Source organism: Azonexus sp., from assembly GCF_030824335.1.
In the GTDB taxonomy this organism is placed as follows: Bacteria; Pseudomonadota; Gammaproteobacteria; order Burkholderiales; family Rhodocyclaceae; genus Azonexus.
In genome coordinates, this window is sequence record NZ_JAVBXX010000018.1 from 1 (window position 1) to 19,092 (window position 19,092).

Genomic DNA, 19,092 nt, shown 5'->3' on the forward strand with positions numbered 1-19,092 from the left:
TCGCGGCCGAACACAGGGCAAACACCTCCGCCCAACCGGTCACCGAAGAATGTCTTTAATGGTGCAACCTAAGGACTTTTACTAAAACGCCCTTGGCACTAAAACCGGGGGCACCTCAGTAGGTCGTATGATATCTGTGGCCTTTTTGACTACGAAGCTGGTACAAATTCAAGGGGCAGCCTTGCCTGTGTCCATCTGATGCGAATAAAGGCTACGGGATTTGGTCGTAGCTAAATTTGCACTGGGCGAGTTTTATGGTCGCGACGTAGTCATCACCAGAAAATTGCTTGCGGCCTCGCTCTGAAATTAGGTGCAAGTGTTTTCTGGCGCGTGATCCGATGACATAGAGCATCTTCATCGCACTCTCTTGACCATTCGGATCATTGAAGTGAGGAACCATTTTCTCCAAGAGCGCGTAGGCAATCACGGTGTCAAACTCTGCGCCTTTCACGCCATGGATTGTTGAAATCGTAATTCCAGTCCTGGTCTGAAATACCTTCCTGAAAGCATCAATATCTGCGATGAACGCTGTTCCTTCTTTCGTTAAACGGTCAATTCTGGCTTGGGAGCTTTCAAAGAAGGCGTTGTGATGTTCTTGGAGCAGTGGGAATAATTTGTAATCAATGGACAGCCTGGAGAATATAGTCTCAAAAAATGTCCGAAGGTAGGCTAGGCCGTCTTGCTCATCAATTTGAATGGCATTGCATTCCCTGAGTAAGGACTTGCGAGTCAAGCCTGAGGTACTTGCGCCGACCATCTCCAGATCCTTCAAGATATCTCCTGCCCAGCGAAGTCTGCGGACATACATGCTGGGCGATGCTTGCGTCAGAGCAACTTTTGAGAGCTTGTACCAGAAGTTCTCGGTGTCCCTGGCGAAAGGAACCATGCCTGGGCCATCGAAGGAGTATTCAGGCATGCTGGCTACTAGGCGGCGAGTCATGCTGGCAAGATGCACCCATTGCGGAGCAAGAACACAAATTTCGTTTGGCGAAATTCCGGCTGTTTCAATGCTGAATCGGATGAGTCGAATCAGTTCATCCTCTAGATCGTCTTTGCTGACCGCAGCGTTGAATGTGATCAGACTTTCGTAGGTTTTGTCCTTGGAAGCCGATTCAATCTTTGTCGCGTGAACGTTGAAGTTTCCGAAGTAGTCGATGATGCGTTCTGATGAACGATAGTTTTTTGAGAGTTCAAGTTCGTCAATCTCGATTCCGGCTAACATCTTGAATTCGTTGTAGGCCATCGGATACCCGCCAAGCGTTTGATAGATTGCCTGGTTGGGGTCTCCAACAATGAATGCCTTGGTCGTACCTTGGCTAGCTTTCAGAATGGACGTTATGATCGAGTACTGAATCTGCTTGGTGTCTTGGTACTCGTCCACCAGCACAAACGCGAACAATTGACTCAGAATTTTACTAATGACAGGACGATCAGTAATCAGTTGATAGGCATAGAACAGGATGAATTCAAAGTCGATGGCCCTGTTCTCCTGCAGTATAGTGAAATACTTCTCAAGTATTTCGTGCAGGCCATCATGCTTCCATTCTTGCTGGCAGCCAAGTATGTATCTGGTTGCAGTGAAATAGAAATCGCAGTCCCAGAAAGTGATCTTGGGCTTTTTGTAAGGCGCGCATAACTGCTCTAGGATTTTCTCGCGCTCATGTTGGTCAATTACGCGAAAGCCGTTCTTCAGGGCATCGTGATAGATGCCATACGGTTTTATGATCCATTCCAAACAGAAGGAGTGGATGGTCCCAATCCAAAGTTGGGATGTGTCGACTCCTAAATCCTCGATGCGCTCGTGAATCTCATCAGCCGCACGGTGTGTATAGGTTATGGCGACGACAAACTGTTTTTTTGACGCCAATCTGGATAGCTCATAGGCTATCTTGTAGGTCAGGGTTCGCGTTTTACCACTTCCAGGGCAGGCGACAAGAAAGACGCTGCCGGGGCGCAAGATCGCCGTCTCCTGTTCAGGATTCAGCTCGTCCTTATCCCAAGGGAACATGGTCAGAAGACCTTGAGAACGTCGTTGATACGATCGTCGGGGAATGCGGAAAGCATTTCGTTGCGGATGCCAACGAAATCGATTTCCCCCTTCATGAAGGCAGTCAGCTTCTGCCGAAACTCGTTGCACTGCTCAGTGGTTGTAACGAGGTCGTCTTCCAAAAGTTTCAACCGATAATCTAGAACGTTGAACCAGACTTCCTTTTTGACCGTTGGGTGCGCAAAAGCAATAGCACGCAGAATATATTCAGGGATGGCTATGTCAGGGTCAATTTTCTTGCCCAGCAGGATCGCCAGCCAGCCTTTCCCGTAGTTGTTGGCGATCGTCAAGGCTCTCTGGCCGTAAAGAGCCACATCGGCGGATTCGAGTTCCGCCTTAGCTGTCGCAATTGTGGCTTTGTTCTTATATACGTCAGGAAGAATGCCGACCATCTTTCGGGCGTTGCCCGCTGAGACGAAGTCAACCTCAAACGTGTGGGGCGCAAAGAACGATGAAATCCATTGATTTCCATTGAACGCCGCCTCCAAGTACGCCTTTCTTGCAATCCCCTTTTCCTGTGAGCCTAAATACTTCTTCTTGCGATTTTGTACGTCTTCGGTATCGCCGGCCAAGATTGCTGTGTCGATAATAGACTTGTCGAGATCGGTAACGATACTGCACCGCTTCCGAATTCGATCATCGTGAAAAAGGACTGCAACATTCTGAAATCCAGTGCTCCGAATGTTGATGAGGCTAATGCCGAGTTCATCCAGGCTGACGCCCAGTACTTTCTTCACAAGCGTCGGGATGAGGATTTCTTCGGCATCGCCTTCAACCAATATCACACTCTTGGCGAAAAGCAGATTGCTGCGTACCGCATCCAGGTAGCGTTGAACGTTCCCGATCTCTTCTTCGCTGAGGCCAATAGAGGGTTGGTAGGCTTCGCAGCGGTTAGCCTCCCGCCCAAGAATGTTTACGTTCTGAACATTGCTGACCTCTGAAATATGGGTTGAATGAGTCGAATAAATGATCTGCGTTTCGTCGTACTGGAGCTTGTCGAATAACGTTTTTTGAATGTGCGTGTGAATATGGGCTTCCGGCTCTTCAATCAAAAGGAAATTCGCGATTGACTGCTTGGCCTTCTGGTACTTGAACTCCAGCAATTTCAGGGTAAGGAAAATCAGGTTGGCTCCGCCCAAACTTAGTTCGTGAATTGGGCCTTCATAGCCTTCGCCTGACTCCCCGACAAACAGTTTGAGCGATTGGAAAAGCTTGTCGGCTTCATCGGGCAAATCAGACTTGATCGACAATGAAGCAGGGGAGTACGCCTCACCGGCCGCATCCTTGATCGTGTCCCTAATGTCAGATCGAACAGCCTGAACATCCTGCAGAGCTTCAATCGAATCGTTCAAAGCCTTCACACCGTCGGTGATGGACTGAAAGGCGACGGGGTCAATATCACCACTCTTCCCTTTCAATAGGGAGAAGAGAGGGTTAGTCCTGTTGTTGTGAAACTCCGATACGACATCGCGTAGCGCTTGAACAAAGGTAAAGGAAATTTCCTTTGAAACCGAAAGGACGCTCGGGATCTTGGCACCGATAATGGGAAATTCAATTTCCTCACTGAATCTGACGTTGTCAAAATCGCCGACCACTTCTTTGTAGAAGTTTTCGTCGCTAAAGTCAGCTTCACTGCGCCCTGTGAAGATCGTTTCGTAGTCTTCGATGGAAATGTCTTTTTGGATTGCAGCAAGTCCTGCATGGTCGCCGTCATCCAGTTCGGATAGACGAAGACGGATGTCTTTCTTGGGACGAAAAATAAGGTTGTAGGTGGCCTTGCCTACCGCGTCGTCATCAACGATACCCGTTCCATGCCGAAACAGCGCTTGCACTGCTTCATCCGCCGAAATTTCCTCGAATTCAAGGCTGATGATGATCCAGTGCCCTTGCCATTTTGCCAATCCACGGTGGAAGTCAGTCGTATCCAGTCGATAAGCCGAGCGGATCATGTTGTCATCGAGGAGCAGTCTGATCGCGCGAAACACGTTGGTTTTTCCAGAACCGTTTTCACCGATGATGGTGTTAATTCCCTTCTGGAATAGCAGTTTGGTATTCGCGAAGTTTCTGTAGTTGACCAAACTGAGTTTTGAAATGTGCATGAAGGGTCCCGATTCTGTCGAAGTAAGCGCGTTAGTGGTTTGATTCCCCTAGATACTTGTCATGTTACAAGGTGTCGCTTTTTCTGGACACTTGGTTGGCCAGAATTTCGTGGTGGTTTCGTCGTTTGCGCGTCTCAGGCTTCAACGTCAGCAACTTGCACGACAACTGCCATTAAACTGTCGTGGCGCCAGCGGCTGTTTTGGCCGATGAGCACGAATTGCCGTTTCGGCCAGTATCGGAGCGGAACAGCCGTTTGAGCGTCAGCGTCAAGAAGCGCTCAATGGCTTCGCCTTCGTCTCATCCCCTCTGAAACCTCCAGAACCCGGCGGCACTGGTCTCGGAGGTGGGGCCGGACATGCTGAGTACGGCCCCGCCCTGGTGAGGGTTCTTGACCTTGTAATCGCTCATGGACACCAGATCGGCGAGACCTTCAAGCTCGGTCGGGCTTTTCGACTGAAGTGCATTGATGCTTCTCCGCCGCACAGCGTAGCCGAGGAAGCGGGCGTCCCCTGCGGAGAGGTAACGGGGTCAGACGGTCAAATTCGTCGATATTTTGCGGTCGACCGCAGAATTTCGGCAAAAACCCTCAAAGCGGCGTCAGCTTGGCGTATTCCAGCGCCAGCCACTTCATGCCGCAGCCGCCAAAATTGACTTGTACCCGCGCATCACCGCCCCGCCCTTCGGTCGCCACGATGACGCCGATCCCGAACTTGGCATGCTCGACATTCTGGCCGATGCGCAGCCCGCCCGGCATCGGCTCGGCGGCGTATCCAGCACTGGCGCGGCCCGAAGAAGCCGTGCCAGTGCCTGCACCGCGCCCCCCGGCGCGTCCGCTCCAAGCCGGCTCGGGCGCTGCCCGCTTGTTCAGTTTCAGCAACAGCTCGGCCGGAATCTCGTCGAGGAAAGACGACGGCGCGCAATAACGCGTCTGGCCGTGCAGCATGCGCGTCTGCGCACACGACAGATACAGCCGCTGGCGGGCGCGGGTAATCGCCACATACATCAGCCGCCGTTCTTCCTCCAGACCTTCGCGCCCTTCATTCACTGAATTCTCGTGCGGAAACAGCCCCTGCTCGAGGCCGCTGATGAAGACCACGTCGAATTCCAGCCCCTTGGCCGCGTGGACGCTCATCAACTGCACCGCCTCCTGGCCTTCGCCGGCCTGATGCTCGCCGGACTCCAGCGACGCGTGGGCAAGGAATGAAGCCAGCGCACCGCCCTCACCTTCGACGCTCATCACCACGCCATCGTCGTCGACGAAGGTCGCGGCGGCGTTGATCAGTTCATCCAGATTCTCCAGGCGCTCCTGGCCTTCCTTCTCGGTCCGGTAATGCTGGGCCAGCCCGGATTTCTCGATGACATGTTCGATGATCTCGGGCAGACGCAGATTGGCCGTTTCCTGGCGTAGCGCCTCGATCAACCGGATGAAGGCACCGACCGTCTGGCCGGCCTTGCCGGTCAGCGATGCCGCCGCGTTGTACAGACTGGAATTCATCTGGTGCGCGCTGGCTTGCAGATTTTCCAGCGAACGGGCGCCGATGCCGCGCGTCGGGAAATTGACCACGCGGAGAAATGCCGTGTCGTCGTCCGGGTTGCCCAACAGGCGCAGGTAAGCCATGGCGTGCTTGATTTCCTGCCGCTCGAAGAAGCGCAGGCCGCCATAGACCTTGTACGGCACGCCCTTGGTGAACAACTCATGCTCAAGCACCCGTGACTGCGCATTCGAGCGGTAAAGAATGGCGCACTGCGTGGCCGGCACGCCGTCGCGGATCAATTCACGGATTTCATCGATGATGAAGCGCGCCTCATCGAGATCGGAATAGGCCTCGAAAGCCCGGATCGGCTCGCCCTCGCCGGCATCGGTCCACAGGTTCTTGCCCAGGCGTTCGCGGTTATTCTTGATGATGGCGTTGGCGGCGGCCAGGATGTTGCCGTGCGAGCGGTAGTTCTGCTCCAGCCGGATGATGTTGTTGCCGCAGTAGTCGCGCTCGAAATCGCGCATGTTGCCGACCTCGGCGCCGCGAAAACGGTAGATCGACTGGTCGTCGTCGCCCACCGCCAGCACCTTGGCGCCGCCACCGGCCAGCAGTTGCAGCCAGGCGTATTGCAGCGTGTTGGTGTCCTGGAACTCGTCGACCAGAATGTGCCGGAAACGCTGCTGGTAATGGGCGCGCAGGGGTTCGTTGCGCTGTAACAATTCGTAGCAACGGAGCAGCAATTCGGCAAAATCGGCGACACCTTCACGATTGCATTGCGCTTCGTACTCGGCATACAACTCGACGCGCTTCTGCGTGTAATTGTCGTAAGCCTCGGCCTGCGCTGCCCGCACGCCCTGTTCCTTGTGCGCGTTGATGAAATGGCACAGTTCACGCGGCGGATACTTCTCATCGTCGATATTCAGGTTCTTCAGCAAGCGCTTGACCATCGACAACTGGTCGGCCGAATCGAGAATCTGGAAGGATTGCGGCAAGCCGGCTTCGCGGTAATGCGCCCGCAACAAGCGGTTGCACAGGCCGTGGAAAGTGCCGATCCACATGCCACGCACGTTGATCGGCACCAGCGAGGCCAGGCGCGCCGTCATTTCCTTGGCCGCCTTGTTGGTAAAGGTCACGGCCAGAATGCCATGCGGCCCGACCTGCCCGGTGGAAATCAGCCAGGCGATGCGGGTCGTCAGCACCCGCGTCTTGCCGCTGCCGGCGCCAGCCAGGATCAGTGCGTGGACCGGGGGCAGCGTGACGGCCTGCAATTGGGGGGAATTCAGATTGGCGAGCAGATCAGACATGTTTGTTGACTTCAATCCACGCCCGTGACCGGGCAAAACAGCCGGGAAGCGCTTGCAACGCGCCCTGGCAAATTAACAAGGCGTCAGTTTACCTTGCCGACAGGATACGGCGGGGCAGGACAAGTGATAGCGCAGGTGCCGGCGCAGGAAAAATGAGCGGGAGACGAGAAAAGCAGCCGGCCAGCAAGCCGCCGTTGTTATTGTGCAACGCAACATTCGACATCGTACAATTCGTTACACACAGCGCCAGCACTCAAAAGTATACTGAACACAAATATATTGCAGTGCACAAAACTTTTTGCCCACAAGGCAGTCTATCGAACAGGTGGTTACCGCCACTGGCCATGAGGAGTAACAGCATGAACAGCATGAAATCCCCAAAGATCCTCCCCTGGATCGCCAAAAAAGCCGGCATCAGCGATGAACTGGCACTCAAGCTCTGGCGTCGCGCCGTCGGCGAAGCCGAATATCTGACCGGCAAGACCGAAGGTTCGGAATTCTGGGGCCTGGCTATCGAACGCTTCCTGTTTATCGTCGAAGACGAAGTCGGCAGCATTCCGAGCAATACGCTCAGCCCGGCACCACAGCTGACCTGGATGTGGCGCCATCAGACCCGGATGTCCCTGCTCTCGCTGATGGCGGCACAGAATGCCTACCGCTACTGGCAAAGCACCTGGGGCAGCATGGTCGGGCCAAAGAAAGCCGCCTGATTCACCTGCTATTGCCGGCGCACCGCTGGTGTCGGGACGTGCAGGTCCCGCACCAGCCGGTCTGCCAGTGATTGAGCCGCAAACTGGCTGACCAGCTTCGACAAATGCAGCTCGTACCAGTAAACGCCATCAACCATCACAGGCCTGATGCGCACCGGGTAACCGGCATCCGACAACCGATCGTACAGTCCAAGCACGCCGTCCTTGTCCATCCGCTCGAAGCGCAAGGACCAGCGACCACCCGCCTGCAAGCTGGCACCGCCTGGCTGCAGTTCGGTTTCTTGGGCCCATTGCGCCAACTGGACGGGATCGACCTGCCCGACCGGATTGGGTAATTGCCCCTTGTCCGCCGTGTAAAACTGCAGCGGCTCGTTCAGTTCCGCCGCCCCGCCTTCCGGATGATGCAGGCTGATTCGTCCTTCGATCAGGCACACCAGATCCTGCGCCTCATTCGAACGCCCCCACAAATCGGTGCCACGAATCCCGATGGTGACCACACCGGTACGGACATTGATCGCCCGCTGCGTCGTGTATTGCCGAAACACCCCGGTAGTCAGGCGAAACGCCCCCTTGGCGAGGTCGAGCGCGGCAGTGAATAGTTGATTGTCGTCGCGCGAATTTTGCGCTTTCAAGGCGTTGACCGCGACATTTGCCCCTTCGCCAAACTTCACGGCGCTGCCATCGGCCAGTTTGACGATGGCGCGGGCGCCTTGCCCGGTCAGCAAGCGATCCCGGTTCTCCAGCACCATGCCCGGTGCCAGGGGCAAGCGACGTTCCCCGCGCTCCAGCCAGGCCGGCGCCTGCACCACTTCCACCACGGCACTGGGCACGGCGGCTGCGGTCAACGTCGAAAACAGCCCCAAAACCGCCAAGACACTTGTTAGCTTCGCCCGCATAGCCTCTCCAAAGTAGTTCAACCGGTATAATTTCGCGCTTGATAACGATTCGTCAGCCAGATAGGTCAGCCCAATAGCCATGCAGGACAAATACACCCCAGCCGATATCGAACGTGCCGCCCAGCAACACTGGGAACAAGCCGGTGCCGACCGCGCCGTTGAAGACCTCGATGGTCAAAACGCGAAACCGAAATACTACTGCCTTTCGATGTTCCCGTATCCGTCGGGCAAGCTGCACATGGGCCACGTGCGCAATTACACCATCGGCGACGTGCTATCGCGCTTCCACAAAATGCAGGGCTACAACGTCCTGCAACCGATGGGCTGGGACGCTTTCGGCATGCCGGCGGAAAACGCTGCACTAGCCAACAACGTGCCGCCGGCCGGCTGGACTTACGAAAACATCGCTTACATGAAGAAGCAGCTCAAGTCGCTCGGCTTCGCCATCGACTGGGAACGCGAATTCGCCACCTGCACGCCCGAGTACTACCGCTGGGAACAATGGCTGTTCACCCGCCTCTATGAAAAGGGCCTGGTGTACAAGAAGCTCGGCACCGTGAACTGGGACCCGGTGGACCACACCGTACTCGCCAACGAGCAGGTCATCGACGGCCGCGGCTGGCGTTCCGGCGCGCTGATCGAAAAGCGCGAGATCCCCATGTACTACATGAAGATCACCGCCTACGCCGAAGAGTTGTTGAGCGAACTGGACAACCTGCCGGGCTGGCCGGAACAGGTTCGCCTGATGCAGAAGAACTGGATCGGCAAGAGCACCGGCGTCCGCTTCGCCTTCCCGCTGGCCGACAATGCTGACGAAAAATTGTGGGTATTCACCACCCGCGCCGACACCATCATGGGCGTCACCTTCGTCGCCGTCGCTGCCGAACACCCGCTGGCGACCAAGGCTGCGGTCAACAACCCGGAACTGGCCAATTTCATCGAAGAGTGCAAGAAGGGCGGCGTTGCCGAAGCCGACATTGCGACGATGGAAAAGAAAGGCATGCCGACCGGCATCTTCGTGACCCATCCGCTGACCGGCGAAAAAGTCGAAGTCTGGGTTGGTAACTATGTACTGATGAGCTACGGTGACGGTGCAGTGATGGCCGTGCCGGCGCATGACGAACGCGATTTCGCCTTTGCACTGAAATACAACTTGCCGATCAAACAGGTCGTCGCCGTTGAAGGCGAGACTTTCAGCGACCAGGCCTGGGCCGAGTCGTATGCCGACAAGGTCAAGGGCAAGCTGGTCAATTCCGGCAAATACGACGGCCTCGGCTACGAAGCCGCGGTCGACGCCATCGCTGCCGATCTTTCCGCCAAGGGCCTGGGCGACAAGAAGGTGCAGTTCCGCCTGCGCGACTGGGGCATTTCCCGCCAGCGCTACTGGGGCTGCCCGATCCCGATCATCCACTGCCCGACCTGCGGCGACGTGCCGGTGCCCGACGACCAGTTGCCGGTCGTCCTGCCAGAGAACGTCGAGATCACCGGCGCCGGCTCCCCCCTTGCCAAGATGCCCGAATTCTACGAGTGCAAGTGTCCGAAGTGCGGCGGCGACGCCCGCCGTGAAACCGACACCATGGACACCTTCTTCGAGTCGTCCTGGTATTTCCTGCGCTACGCCTGCCCGGACAACACCACGGCCATGGTCGATGAGCGCGTCCAGTACTGGTGCAAGGGCGGCATCGACCAGTACATCGGCGGCATCGAGCACGCCATCCTGCATCTGCTCTATTCGCGCTTCTTCACCAAGCTGATGCGCGACGTCGGGCTGATCGGCGACTTGGGCGAACCCTTCGCCAACCTGCTGACCCAGGGCATGGTCGTCGCCCCGACCTTCTACCGCGATGGCGAAAACGGCAAAAAGCTGTGGATCAACCCAGCCGAGGTCGATGTCGTCACCGACGAACGCGGCCGCCCGACCGGCGCGACGCTGAAGACCGACGGCCAGCCAGTGATCATCGGCGGCACCGAAAAGATGTCGAAGTCGAAGAACAACGGCGTCGATCCGCAATCGCTGATCGAGCAATACGGCGCTGACACCGCCCGCCTGTTCATGATGTTCGCAGCCCCGCCCGACCAGTCGCTGGAATGGTCCGATGCCGGCGTCGAAGGCGCCTACCGCTTCCTGCGTCGCCTGTGGAAGCTGGTGCATGACCACGTCGCCAATGGTAGGGTCGACGCCAAACTTGACCCGAATTCGCTGTCGACCGCACAAGCCGATCTACGCCGCAAGCTGCATCAAACGATGCAGAAGGTGGCCGACGACTATGGCCGGCGCAAGCAGTTCAACACGGCCATCGCCGCCGTCATGGAATTGCTCAATGCCTACGACAAGACCGAGCTGAGCGACGCGACGGGCCGTGCCTTGGCGCAGGAAGTACTGGAAACGGCTGCCCTGCTGCTCTTCCCCATCGTCCCGCACATTGGCCAGGCCGTTTATGGCGAATTGAAGCCGGGCGCTGATGCCGGCCTCGCTGCCTTCCCGAAGGCCGACCCGGCCGCCCTGAAGCAGGACGAAATCGAACTGATGGTGCAGGTCAACGGCAAGCTGCGCGGTTCCATCCGTGTGGCTGCCGAAGCCGACAAGGCAAGCATCGAAGCTGCTGCGCTGGCTTCCGAAGGCGCCATCAAGTTCATGGAAGGCAAGCCGGCGAAAAAAGTGGTCGTCGTACCGGGCCGCCTGGTCAACATCGTCGTCTGAGAAAGCTTGCCATGCGCCTCCTGCCTGCCCTGATCCTCGCTGCAGCCCTTGCCGGTTGCGGTTTCCACCTGCGCGGCTCGGGCAGCAGCACGCTGCCTTACAAGACGATGTACATCGCCTTGCCGGAAACCGCCGAAGTCCGCGTCTGGCTGGAGCGTTACATCAAGGGCAGCGGAGAGACGCAAATCGTTGGCGACGGCAAGCTGGCCGAAGCTGTTTTCCAGCAACTGGAAGACAGCCGCCAGAAAACCATTCTCAGCGTCAATGCCCAGGGCCGCGTGCGCGAGTACCGGCTGCAGTTGAATTACCGCTTCCGGCTGGTCAATGGCAAGGGAGAGGAAATCGTCGCCCCGACTGAAGTCGCTCTGAGCCGCGACATCAGCTTCGACGACTCGAACGTACTGGCCAAGGATCTGGAAGAAGGCCTGCTCTGGCGCGACATGAACAATGACCTGGTCAACCAGTTGATGCGGCGTCTGACCATCATCAAACCCAAAGACCCGGCACTGGAAGAAGACTGATGCTGCTCAAGGCAGAACAGTTGGCGGCGCACCTCGAACGCGAGTTGCGCCCGCTTTACCTGCTGTACGGCGACGAGCCGCTGCTGGTCATCGAAGCGGCCGACGCCATCCGGAAAAAAGCGCGCAGCAGCGGCTATGCCGAGCGTGAAGTGCTCACCGTATTGCCGCAATTCGACTGGGGAAGCTTGCTTGCCGCCGGCAGCAACATGTCATTGTTTGGCGACCGCAAGCTGATCGACCTGCGCATTCCCAACGGCAAACCGGGCAAGGACGGCAGCGCGGCGCTGCAGCAATGGAGCAAGCATCCATCAGCCGACAACCTGTTGCTGATCACGCTGCCGGAACTCGACTGGCGCGAGGAAAAAGCCGCCTGGTTTACCGCGCTGGCCAATGCCGGCGTGGTGATCAAGCTGAATGCCCCGCCGCTGGCCGAGTTGCCGGGCTGGATCGCCGGCCGCCTGCGTCGGCAGCAACAAAGCGCCGACGACGAAAGTCTGAAATTCATCGCCGAACGGGTCGAAGGCAACCTGCTTGCTGCACACCAGGAAATCCAGAAACTGGCCTTGCTTTACCCGGCCGGCAAATTGTCGGCCACACAGATCCGGGATGCCGTGCTCAACGTCGCCCGCTACGATATCGACGGTTTGCGCGAAGCCCTGCTGGCCGGCGACGTGGCGCGCCTGGTGCGGACGCTGGACGGCCTGATGCAGGAAGGCGAAGCACCGCCGCTGATCCTGTGGGCGATGAGCGAGGAAATCCGCGCGCTCGCCGTCATCCGCAGCGGCCTTGATGCCGGCCGGCCAATCGATATGCTGCTCAAGGATGCCAAGGTCTGGGGCCCGCGCGCCAATCCCGTGAAAAAAGCCCTGCAACGCCTGTCGACCGCACAATTGGAAGCCGCCCTGCAGCACGCCGGCAAAATCGACCGACTGGCCAAGGGCATTGGCCAGGGCAATCTGTGGGAAGAATTCCTCCACCTGGGGCTGGGCTTGTGCCCGGCGGGTAAGCCTGGAGCAAGGATTAACAGGTAGACTGCCCCAAAACATAAGTGGGGAGATCCTTGATGCATTGCATACGTCCTGTGGCTGCCGCCTTGGCACTGGCCTTCTGTGCAGCAACACCGCTTCAGGCAGCCGACGATGTCTCACCCTTGCTGCCGTTATCACTCGATGAACTGATCGCCACGCCGGTCACCACGGCATCAAGACGGGCCGAAGCACGCGAGCAGACGCCGGCCCACATCATGGTGATTACCCGTGAACAAATGCGCAACCGGCGCTACAAGAACCTGGCCGACCTGCTGGAAGACCTGCCCGGCGTCGATTTCCAGCGTGGCACCCGCTCTTCCCAGTACAACAATTTTGCCTTCCAGGGCCATCTCGGCAACAACAAGCTGCTGATCCTGCTCGACGGGGTGCGCATCGACCATCCTGCCGGCGGCAAGATTCCCATCGCCGAAAACTTCTCGCTCTACTTCGCCAAGCAGGTGGAAGTACTCTACGGACCTGCCGCCGCCCTCTATGGCGCAGATGCCTTCGCCGGGGTGATCAACATCATCACGGAAAAAGCCGGCGATCAGACCGCCGGGAAAATCGCCCTCGGTGCCGGCAGCTACGGTTCACTGGAAGGTGACTTCCTGGCCAGCGGCAAGCTGGGGGAATCGCTCGGCATCACCGTGGGCGCCCATTACCAGAAAAGCGACCGGGCACCGCTCGATGATTACTATCCGAACGAATTCCGCAAAGTTGCAGCAGGCGGCAAGAGCGCCGAACAACGCGAGAATTATGTCGGCGAGATCAGCAGCCAGAGCCAGTATGCCCGCCTGGATGCCGGTGAACGGCTGAGTGTCGGCTTCTATCGCAACCGCTTTCGCAGCCTGACCAGTACCGGGGATCGACCCAGCGCCGCCTTTTACCTGGCCGATGCCTTTTGGGACACCACCATCGACACGCTCAGCGCCAAGTATCGCTTCGACATCAACCCGTCGCTGAGCAGCGAAACGGTCGTCGACTACTCGCGCTATGAAGTTGATCCGCACAGCCGCTACGTCAACGTCTTCACCGATTTCAAGGACCATGGCTACGACTATTCCTACGGTCGACGCATGGGCATCGAACAAAACCTGAACTGGCAGGCCAACGACGCTCACTCGGTACTGGCCGGCCTCGGTTACCGCAATTACCACGCGATCGAAACGCCGGATCTGCCAAGTCCATACGACACGGCAAAATCGCCCGGCAATCAGGGCTTGTTCTATCCGAACACCAGCGTACCGGTAGAAATCAACGAGGCCCGCTATCACAGCTGGTCCGGCTACCTGCAGTGGCAGGCCCAATGGAATAGCCGCATCTCGACCGTGGCTGGCCTGCGTCATGACTGGTATTCGACCTACGGCGGCAGCACCAACCCGCGCCTGGGGATCGTGCTGCAACCCAGCCAGGGCAATTTCATCAAGCTGCTCTACGGCGAGGCCTTCCGCGCCCCATCGCCGGAAGAAAGCTACGGCGCATTCGGCAGTTACAACCCGGATGGCTCACGCAAGGGCACGCACCGCATCACCAACCCCGGCCTCGAACCGGAAAAATCGAAGACCTGGTCGGTCACCTGGGATTGGCGCCCGACCCGCGGCTTCAATCTGGTGACCAACGCCTACCTGACCAGAGCCAGCCAGATCATCATCACCAGAACCATCGCCAGCAATCTCGAAACCAAGGAAAACAGCGGCAACGACCGCTACCAGGGCATCGACATCATGCCGCAATGGCAGGTTCATCTCGGCGGCCCGTGGACGGCCGATCTGTGGGGTAGCTACAGTTATGTCAAAGGTCGTTTCCGGGAAACCGAAAGCGGCCCCGAACTCAGACAGGTCAACATCACCGCTCACAAGGTCAAGCTTGGCGTCACCCTGCGCTACCAGGACTGGCTGACTATTACGCCCCGCCTGCAGTGGATCGGCGACACCAGCACCGGCGCCATCAACCGCGTGCAGAATGACCGGATCAAGGAAACCGACGCCTATACGCAGGCCAGCCTGCATGTCGGTGTGCACAAACTGGCCGGCGAACGACTGTCGCTGTATTTCGATGTCTACAACTTGTTCGACAGCCGTTACTACGCAGCCCACACTTCGTCATCCAGCGCCGTGATGCAGGCCATGCCGCAGCAACCCAGAACGTTCATGGGCACGGTCGAGTACCGTTTCTGAGACGCGCCGTGCCCCGCTCCGCTTTCCTCGCCCTGCTGCTGTGCTGCACCCTGCAGCCCGGACGGCTGCAGGCTCAGGATGTCTCGGAGTACGGCATGAAGGCGGTGCTGTTCTATCGTCTGGCGCAGTTCATTTACTGGCCCGGCGAAGCCCCCGCACCCAAGCCGACCGTCCTGTGCGTCGGCGGAAAAAATCCGTTCGGCAGCGCCCTCACCCAGGCTGACCGGAACAGCGGCACGGTCGAAATCAGGGTCGCACCGAACGAACTGTCCGGCTGCCATTTGCTGTTCATTCCACGCAGCGAATCGAGCCACCTTACACAATGGCTGGAACGGGCGGCTGCCCGCAATCTGGTCACGGTTTCCGACATCAACGGATTTGCCCGCGCCGGCGGCATGCTGGAATTGCCACTGGAAGGAGAACGGATCGGCATCGTGCTGAACCGACGCGTCGCCAACCGGCAAGGTTTTGAATTCAGCGCCCAGTTACTGCGCCTGGCCCGCGTCATCGAACCATGAAACGACCTGCCTGCCTGAAACGCCTGACGCCGGAACCCACCATCCGCAACAAGCTGGTGACGCTCTCTTTCGCTTTCCTGTTGATCATCGTCGGCATGGTATTCGCGCTGGTTTTCACCCAGCAGCGCGAGTTGCTGCAGACCCAATGGGCCGAATCGATGACCTCGCAGGCGCGCCTGCTGGCCAGAAACATGCAGGCAGCCATCGCCTTTTCCGATGAGCGCGAAGCTCGGCAGTTGCTCGCATCGCTTGCAGTCAATCCGGCCATCCTGCACAGCCGGACGATCAAGGCAGACGGCCGGATACTGGCCGAATATCAACGTCACAATACCCCCGTCGAAGCTTATCCGGATGGCGATACCAGCCCCATCTTCCTCGACGGTCACCTGATCATCCGCGAGCCGATACAGCTCGACGATCAGCAGCAGGCAGCTGGCCGCATCGAACTGCTGGTATCGCTTGAGCAGTACCACACGACGATGCAGCAAACGATCAAGGAAACCGCGCTGTTGCTGTTGCTGGCCCTGACGGTTTCGCTGTTGCTCATCCGTTATCTGGTTGGTCGCCTGACCGCCCCACTGGAACAACTCGACAATCTGGCCAACCAGATTTCGCAGGACGCCCGGCTCGACGCCCGGATCGCCACCGAACGCCAGGATGAAATCGGCAGTCTGGGCCAGAGCTTCGACCGCATGCTGGACTCCCTGCAGGCACGCGACCGCGAACTGGCCGGTTATCGAGAATCACTCGAAAGCATGGTGCAGGAACGTACCGAAGCGCTGCAGGAAGCGATTGCCGAAGCGCAGCAGGCCAACCGCGCGAAATCCGATTTCCTGGCCCGCATGAGCCACGAGATCCGCACCCCGATGAATGCCATCGTCGGTCTGAGCCACATGGTTCTCGACTCACCGCTGCCGCCCCAGCAACGCGAATACATCGAACAAGTCGTGCAATCCTCCGATGCCCTGCTCGGCCTGATCAACGACATTCTCGATTACTCCAAGGTCGAAGCCGGCAGCCTGACACTGGAAAATGCCCCGTTCGAAATCGACTCGGTATTCCGCTCGATTGCCGGGCTGTTCACTTTCAAGGCCAGCAGCAAGGGCTTGATGCTCACCTTCAAGCGCGCCGACGACGTCCCGGCGCAAGTCCAGGGCGATGCCCTGCGGCTCGGCCAGATATTGATCAACCTGGTTGGTAACTCGCTCAAGTTTACCGAGCACGGCCAGATTGAAGTCGCCGTGCGCAAGCTGGGTCAAGCGGCAGAAAATCGCATCCGCCTGGAATTCTCGGTCAGCGACAGCGGCATGGGTATTTCTCCCGAGCAGCAGGAAAAACTGTTCGCCCCGTTCTCGCAGGCCGACAGCAGCATTACCCGCCGCTTCGGCGGTACCGGCCTCGGCCTGGCAATATGTCGTCAGCTGGCCCATCTGATGGATGGTGAAATCGAGGTCGAAAGCTGTCCGGAAAAAGGCAGTACCTTCCGCTTCAACACGCTGTTCGACTTGCCGGCAACCCTTTTGCCAAGCGCGCAAGAAAACGTCGTTTCTGCGGTCGACCGCAAAAAAACCAGGATTTTGCCCCGCTGGTCAGGCGAACGCGTTCTGCTGGTCGAGGATATTCCGGTCAACCGGACAATCGCCATTGCCCTGTTGCAAAAAGTCGGACTAAGTGTCGGCATCGCCACCAACGGTCAGGAAGCCATCGAACGACTCGACCAGGAAAACTTCAAGCTGGTCCTGATGGATATCCAGATGCCCGTGCTGGACGGTCTGAGCACCTGCCGTCAGATTCGCCAGGATGCACGATTCAGCGACCTGCCGATCATCGCGATGACAGCGCATGCAACGCACGAAGACCAGAAACAGTCCTTCCTGGCCGGCATGAATGGTCACGTCAGCAAGCCCGTCATGCCGGAGGTTCTGTACGAGGAAATTGCCCGCTGGCTAGCACCATTATCGACAACGGAAGACGAAGACGAAGCGGAAACCGAAGCAACGCCATCCGACTGGCCGGCCCTGCACGGCATCGATATCCAGCGCGGGCTGCTGCTGCACATGCATCGACCAGCCTTTTATCTCAAATCGCTGCACGCTTTCCGCAAGGATTTTGCCAACATTGACAGCGAGATCCAGCAGGCACTGGCCAGCGGAAATACCGCCGAAGCCCGGCGCCTGGCACACTCGACCAAATCGGTCGGCGGCTCGCTGGGCGCCACCACGCTGGCCGAGCATGCCCGGCAAATGGAACAAACCCTGAGCCAGCCGGGCAATGGCACAGAAAATCTGGAAAAACAGTTTTACGACTTCGCCAACGAACTGCATCTGGTATTTGGCGGACTGGATACCCTGCCGTCGACGCACACCAGCGACGCCGCCCCCAGCAGCCCGCCAGTCCCGCTGGCAGAGATGTTCAGCGAGTTGTTGAGCGATCTGCAAGGCGCCAGGGCAAGCAGTGAGGCAAACTTTGCAGCATTGCGCCGGGTGCTTGCCGGGCAAGCGACAACAGCAGACGATTATGAGAATATGCTCGCGGAAATCGCCAGCCTGATCGAAGACCTCGAATACAAGGCGGCGCACGATAAATTGCAGGTATTGCACAAGCGATGGAAAGACAGTCAGGCATGAGTTCCACCCCCACCGTGCTCGTCGTCGATGATGAAAAGCAGAACCGGGAACTATTGACCGAACTGCTCAAGGACGACTGCCGGGTCATTCTGGCAAAAAACGGCAAACAGGCACTTGAACGCGCACACGAACTACAGCCCGACCTGATCCTGCTCGACGTCATGATGCCGGAAGTGGACGGCCACGAAGTCATCCAGAGTCTGAAAACCGACGACACCACCCGACACATTCCGGTGATTTTTGTCTCTGCACTCGACTCCCCCGACGATGAAGAACGCGGCCTTGACCTGGGGGCCGTCGATTACATCACCAAGCCTTTCCATCCATCGATTGTCCGCAAACGGGTACGCAACCACCTGCAATCGGTACACCATCGGCACCTGCTGGAAAATCTGGCGATGATCGACAGCCTGACGGAAATCGCCAATCGCCGGCGTTACGATGAGTCACTGGAAAAGGAATGGCGACGCTGTGCGCGGATGAATGTCCCTCTATCGCTGGCGATCATCGACGTCGATCACTTCAAGGCCTACAACGACCACCTCGGCCACGCCTCGGGCGACCGCGTGCTGCGCGCCATCGCGCTTGCACTGAACAGTTTTGTCCGCCGCGCCGGCGATCTTGCCGCACGCTACGGTGGCGAAGAATTCGTTCTGCTCTTGCCGGACACCAACGCCGCAGCCGCCAGTACGCTAGCTGACGAAATCCGCATCGCCATCGAACAGTTGGGCTTGCCCCACCCGGCATCGCAACTCAGCCAAGTCGTCACAATCAGTCTGGGCGGAATCACTACCTGCCCCCAAGGCGGCCAGGTAGACCCGCAGTTTTTCCTGGAAGCCGACGCCGCGCTTTATGCGGCCAAAGCCGCAGGCCGAAACCGGACGTTCTGGCGCTACGCAGAGTTGAAGCAGGCCATCGAGATCGGCCAATAAGCAAGCAATACGCGGCCAATAAACCAACCGAACCAACCGAACCAACCGGTTTG

The 19,092-nt window shown here is 58.0% G+C and carries 12 protein-coding genes; 8 read left to right on the forward strand and 4 right to left on the reverse strand.

Annotated features, from left to right (window positions below):
* Nucleotides 1–211 precede the first annotated feature (211 nt).
* From RCI20_RS11790 to RCI20_RS11800, 3 genes are all read right to left on the reverse strand, one after another.
* Nucleotides 212–2,008 carry a UvrD-helicase domain-containing protein gene (locus tag RCI20_RS11790; protein ID WP_306605732.1) on the reverse strand — a complete coding sequence of 599 codons (1,797 nt, stop codon included), beginning with the start codon at nt 2,006–2,008 and terminating at the stop codon, nt 212–214.
* 2 nt (nt 2,009–2,010) lie between these two features.
* Complete coding sequence (locus tag RCI20_RS11795; RefSeq protein WP_306605734.1) at nt 2,011–4,146, reverse strand: ATP-dependent endonuclease; 2,136 nt, start codon at nt 4,144–4,146, stop codon at nt 2,011–2,013.
* Nucleotides 4,147–4,733: 587 nt separating this feature from the next.
* The gene (locus tag RCI20_RS11800) at nt 4,734–6,929 is read right to left on the reverse strand and encodes a UvrD-helicase domain-containing protein (protein ID WP_306605736.1); all 2,196 of its coding nucleotides are present in this window, start codon (nt 6,927–6,929) and stop codon (nt 4,734–4,736) included.
* 359 nt (nt 6,930–7,288) lie between these two features.
* Between RCI20_RS11800 and RCI20_RS11805 the strand changes: the two genes are divergently transcribed.
* The gene (locus RCI20_RS11805) at nt 7,289–7,639 is read left to right on the forward strand and encodes a hypothetical protein (RefSeq protein ID WP_306605738.1); all 351 of its coding nucleotides are present in this window, start codon (nt 7,289–7,291) and stop codon (nt 7,637–7,639) included.
* Nucleotides 7,640–7,647: 8 nt separating this feature from the next.
* On the opposite strand, the gene RCI20_RS11810 is transcribed toward RCI20_RS11805, so the two are convergent.
* Nucleotides 7,648–8,535 (reverse strand): FecR family protein, encoded by an 888-nt coding sequence (locus RCI20_RS11810; RefSeq protein ID WP_306605740.1) that lies wholly within the window; start codon nt 8,533–8,535, stop codon nt 7,648–7,650.
* A gap of 79 nt (nt 8,536–8,614) precedes the next feature.
* Between RCI20_RS11810 and leuS the strand changes: the two genes are divergently transcribed.
* The 7 genes from leuS to RCI20_RS11845 are packed head-to-tail and all read left to right on the forward strand — an operon-like array spanning nt 8,615 to nt 19,039.
* Nucleotides 8,615–11,236, forward strand: coding sequence for a leucine--tRNA ligase (gene leuS / locus RCI20_RS11815; protein WP_306605742.1), 2,622 nt, complete (start codon nt 8,615–8,617; stop codon nt 11,234–11,236).
* Nucleotides 11,237–11,247: 11 nt separating this feature from the next.
* Nucleotides 11,248–11,757 (forward strand): LPS assembly lipoprotein LptE, encoded by a 510-nt coding sequence (gene lptE, locus RCI20_RS11820; RefSeq protein WP_306605743.1) that lies wholly within the window; start codon nt 11,248–11,250, stop codon nt 11,755–11,757.
* Nucleotides 11,757–12,788 carry a DNA polymerase III subunit delta gene (holA, locus tag RCI20_RS11825; protein WP_306605745.1) on the forward strand — a complete coding sequence of 344 codons (1,032 nt, stop codon included), beginning with the start codon at nt 11,757–11,759 and terminating at the stop codon, nt 12,786–12,788. The genes lptE and holA overlap by 1 nt, the downstream gene beginning before the upstream one ends.
* A 32-nt stretch (nt 12,789–12,820) precedes the next feature.
* The gene (locus tag RCI20_RS11830) at nt 12,821–14,962 is read left to right on the forward strand and encodes a TonB-dependent siderophore receptor (RefSeq protein ID WP_306605748.1); all 2,142 of its coding nucleotides are present in this window, start codon (nt 12,821–12,823) and stop codon (nt 14,960–14,962) included.
* A gap of 8 nt (nt 14,963–14,970) precedes the next feature.
* Nucleotides 14,971–15,480 carry a YfiR family protein gene (locus tag RCI20_RS11835; protein ID WP_306605750.1) on the forward strand — a complete coding sequence of 170 codons (510 nt, stop codon included), beginning with the start codon at nt 14,971–14,973 and terminating at the stop codon, nt 15,478–15,480.
* Complete coding sequence (locus RCI20_RS11840; protein ID WP_306605752.1) at nt 15,477–18,107, forward strand: ATP-binding protein; 2,631 nt, start codon at nt 15,477–15,479, stop codon at nt 18,105–18,107. Before RCI20_RS11835 ends, RCI20_RS11840 begins: the two co-directional genes overlap by 4 nt.
* The gene (locus tag RCI20_RS11845; RefSeq protein WP_306605754.1) at nt 18,104–19,039 is read left to right on the forward strand and encodes a diguanylate cyclase; all 936 of its coding nucleotides are present in this window, start codon (nt 18,104–18,106) and stop codon (nt 19,037–19,039) included. The genes RCI20_RS11840 and RCI20_RS11845 overlap by 4 nt, the downstream gene beginning before the upstream one ends.
* Nucleotides 19,040–19,092: the final 53 nt, after the last annotated feature.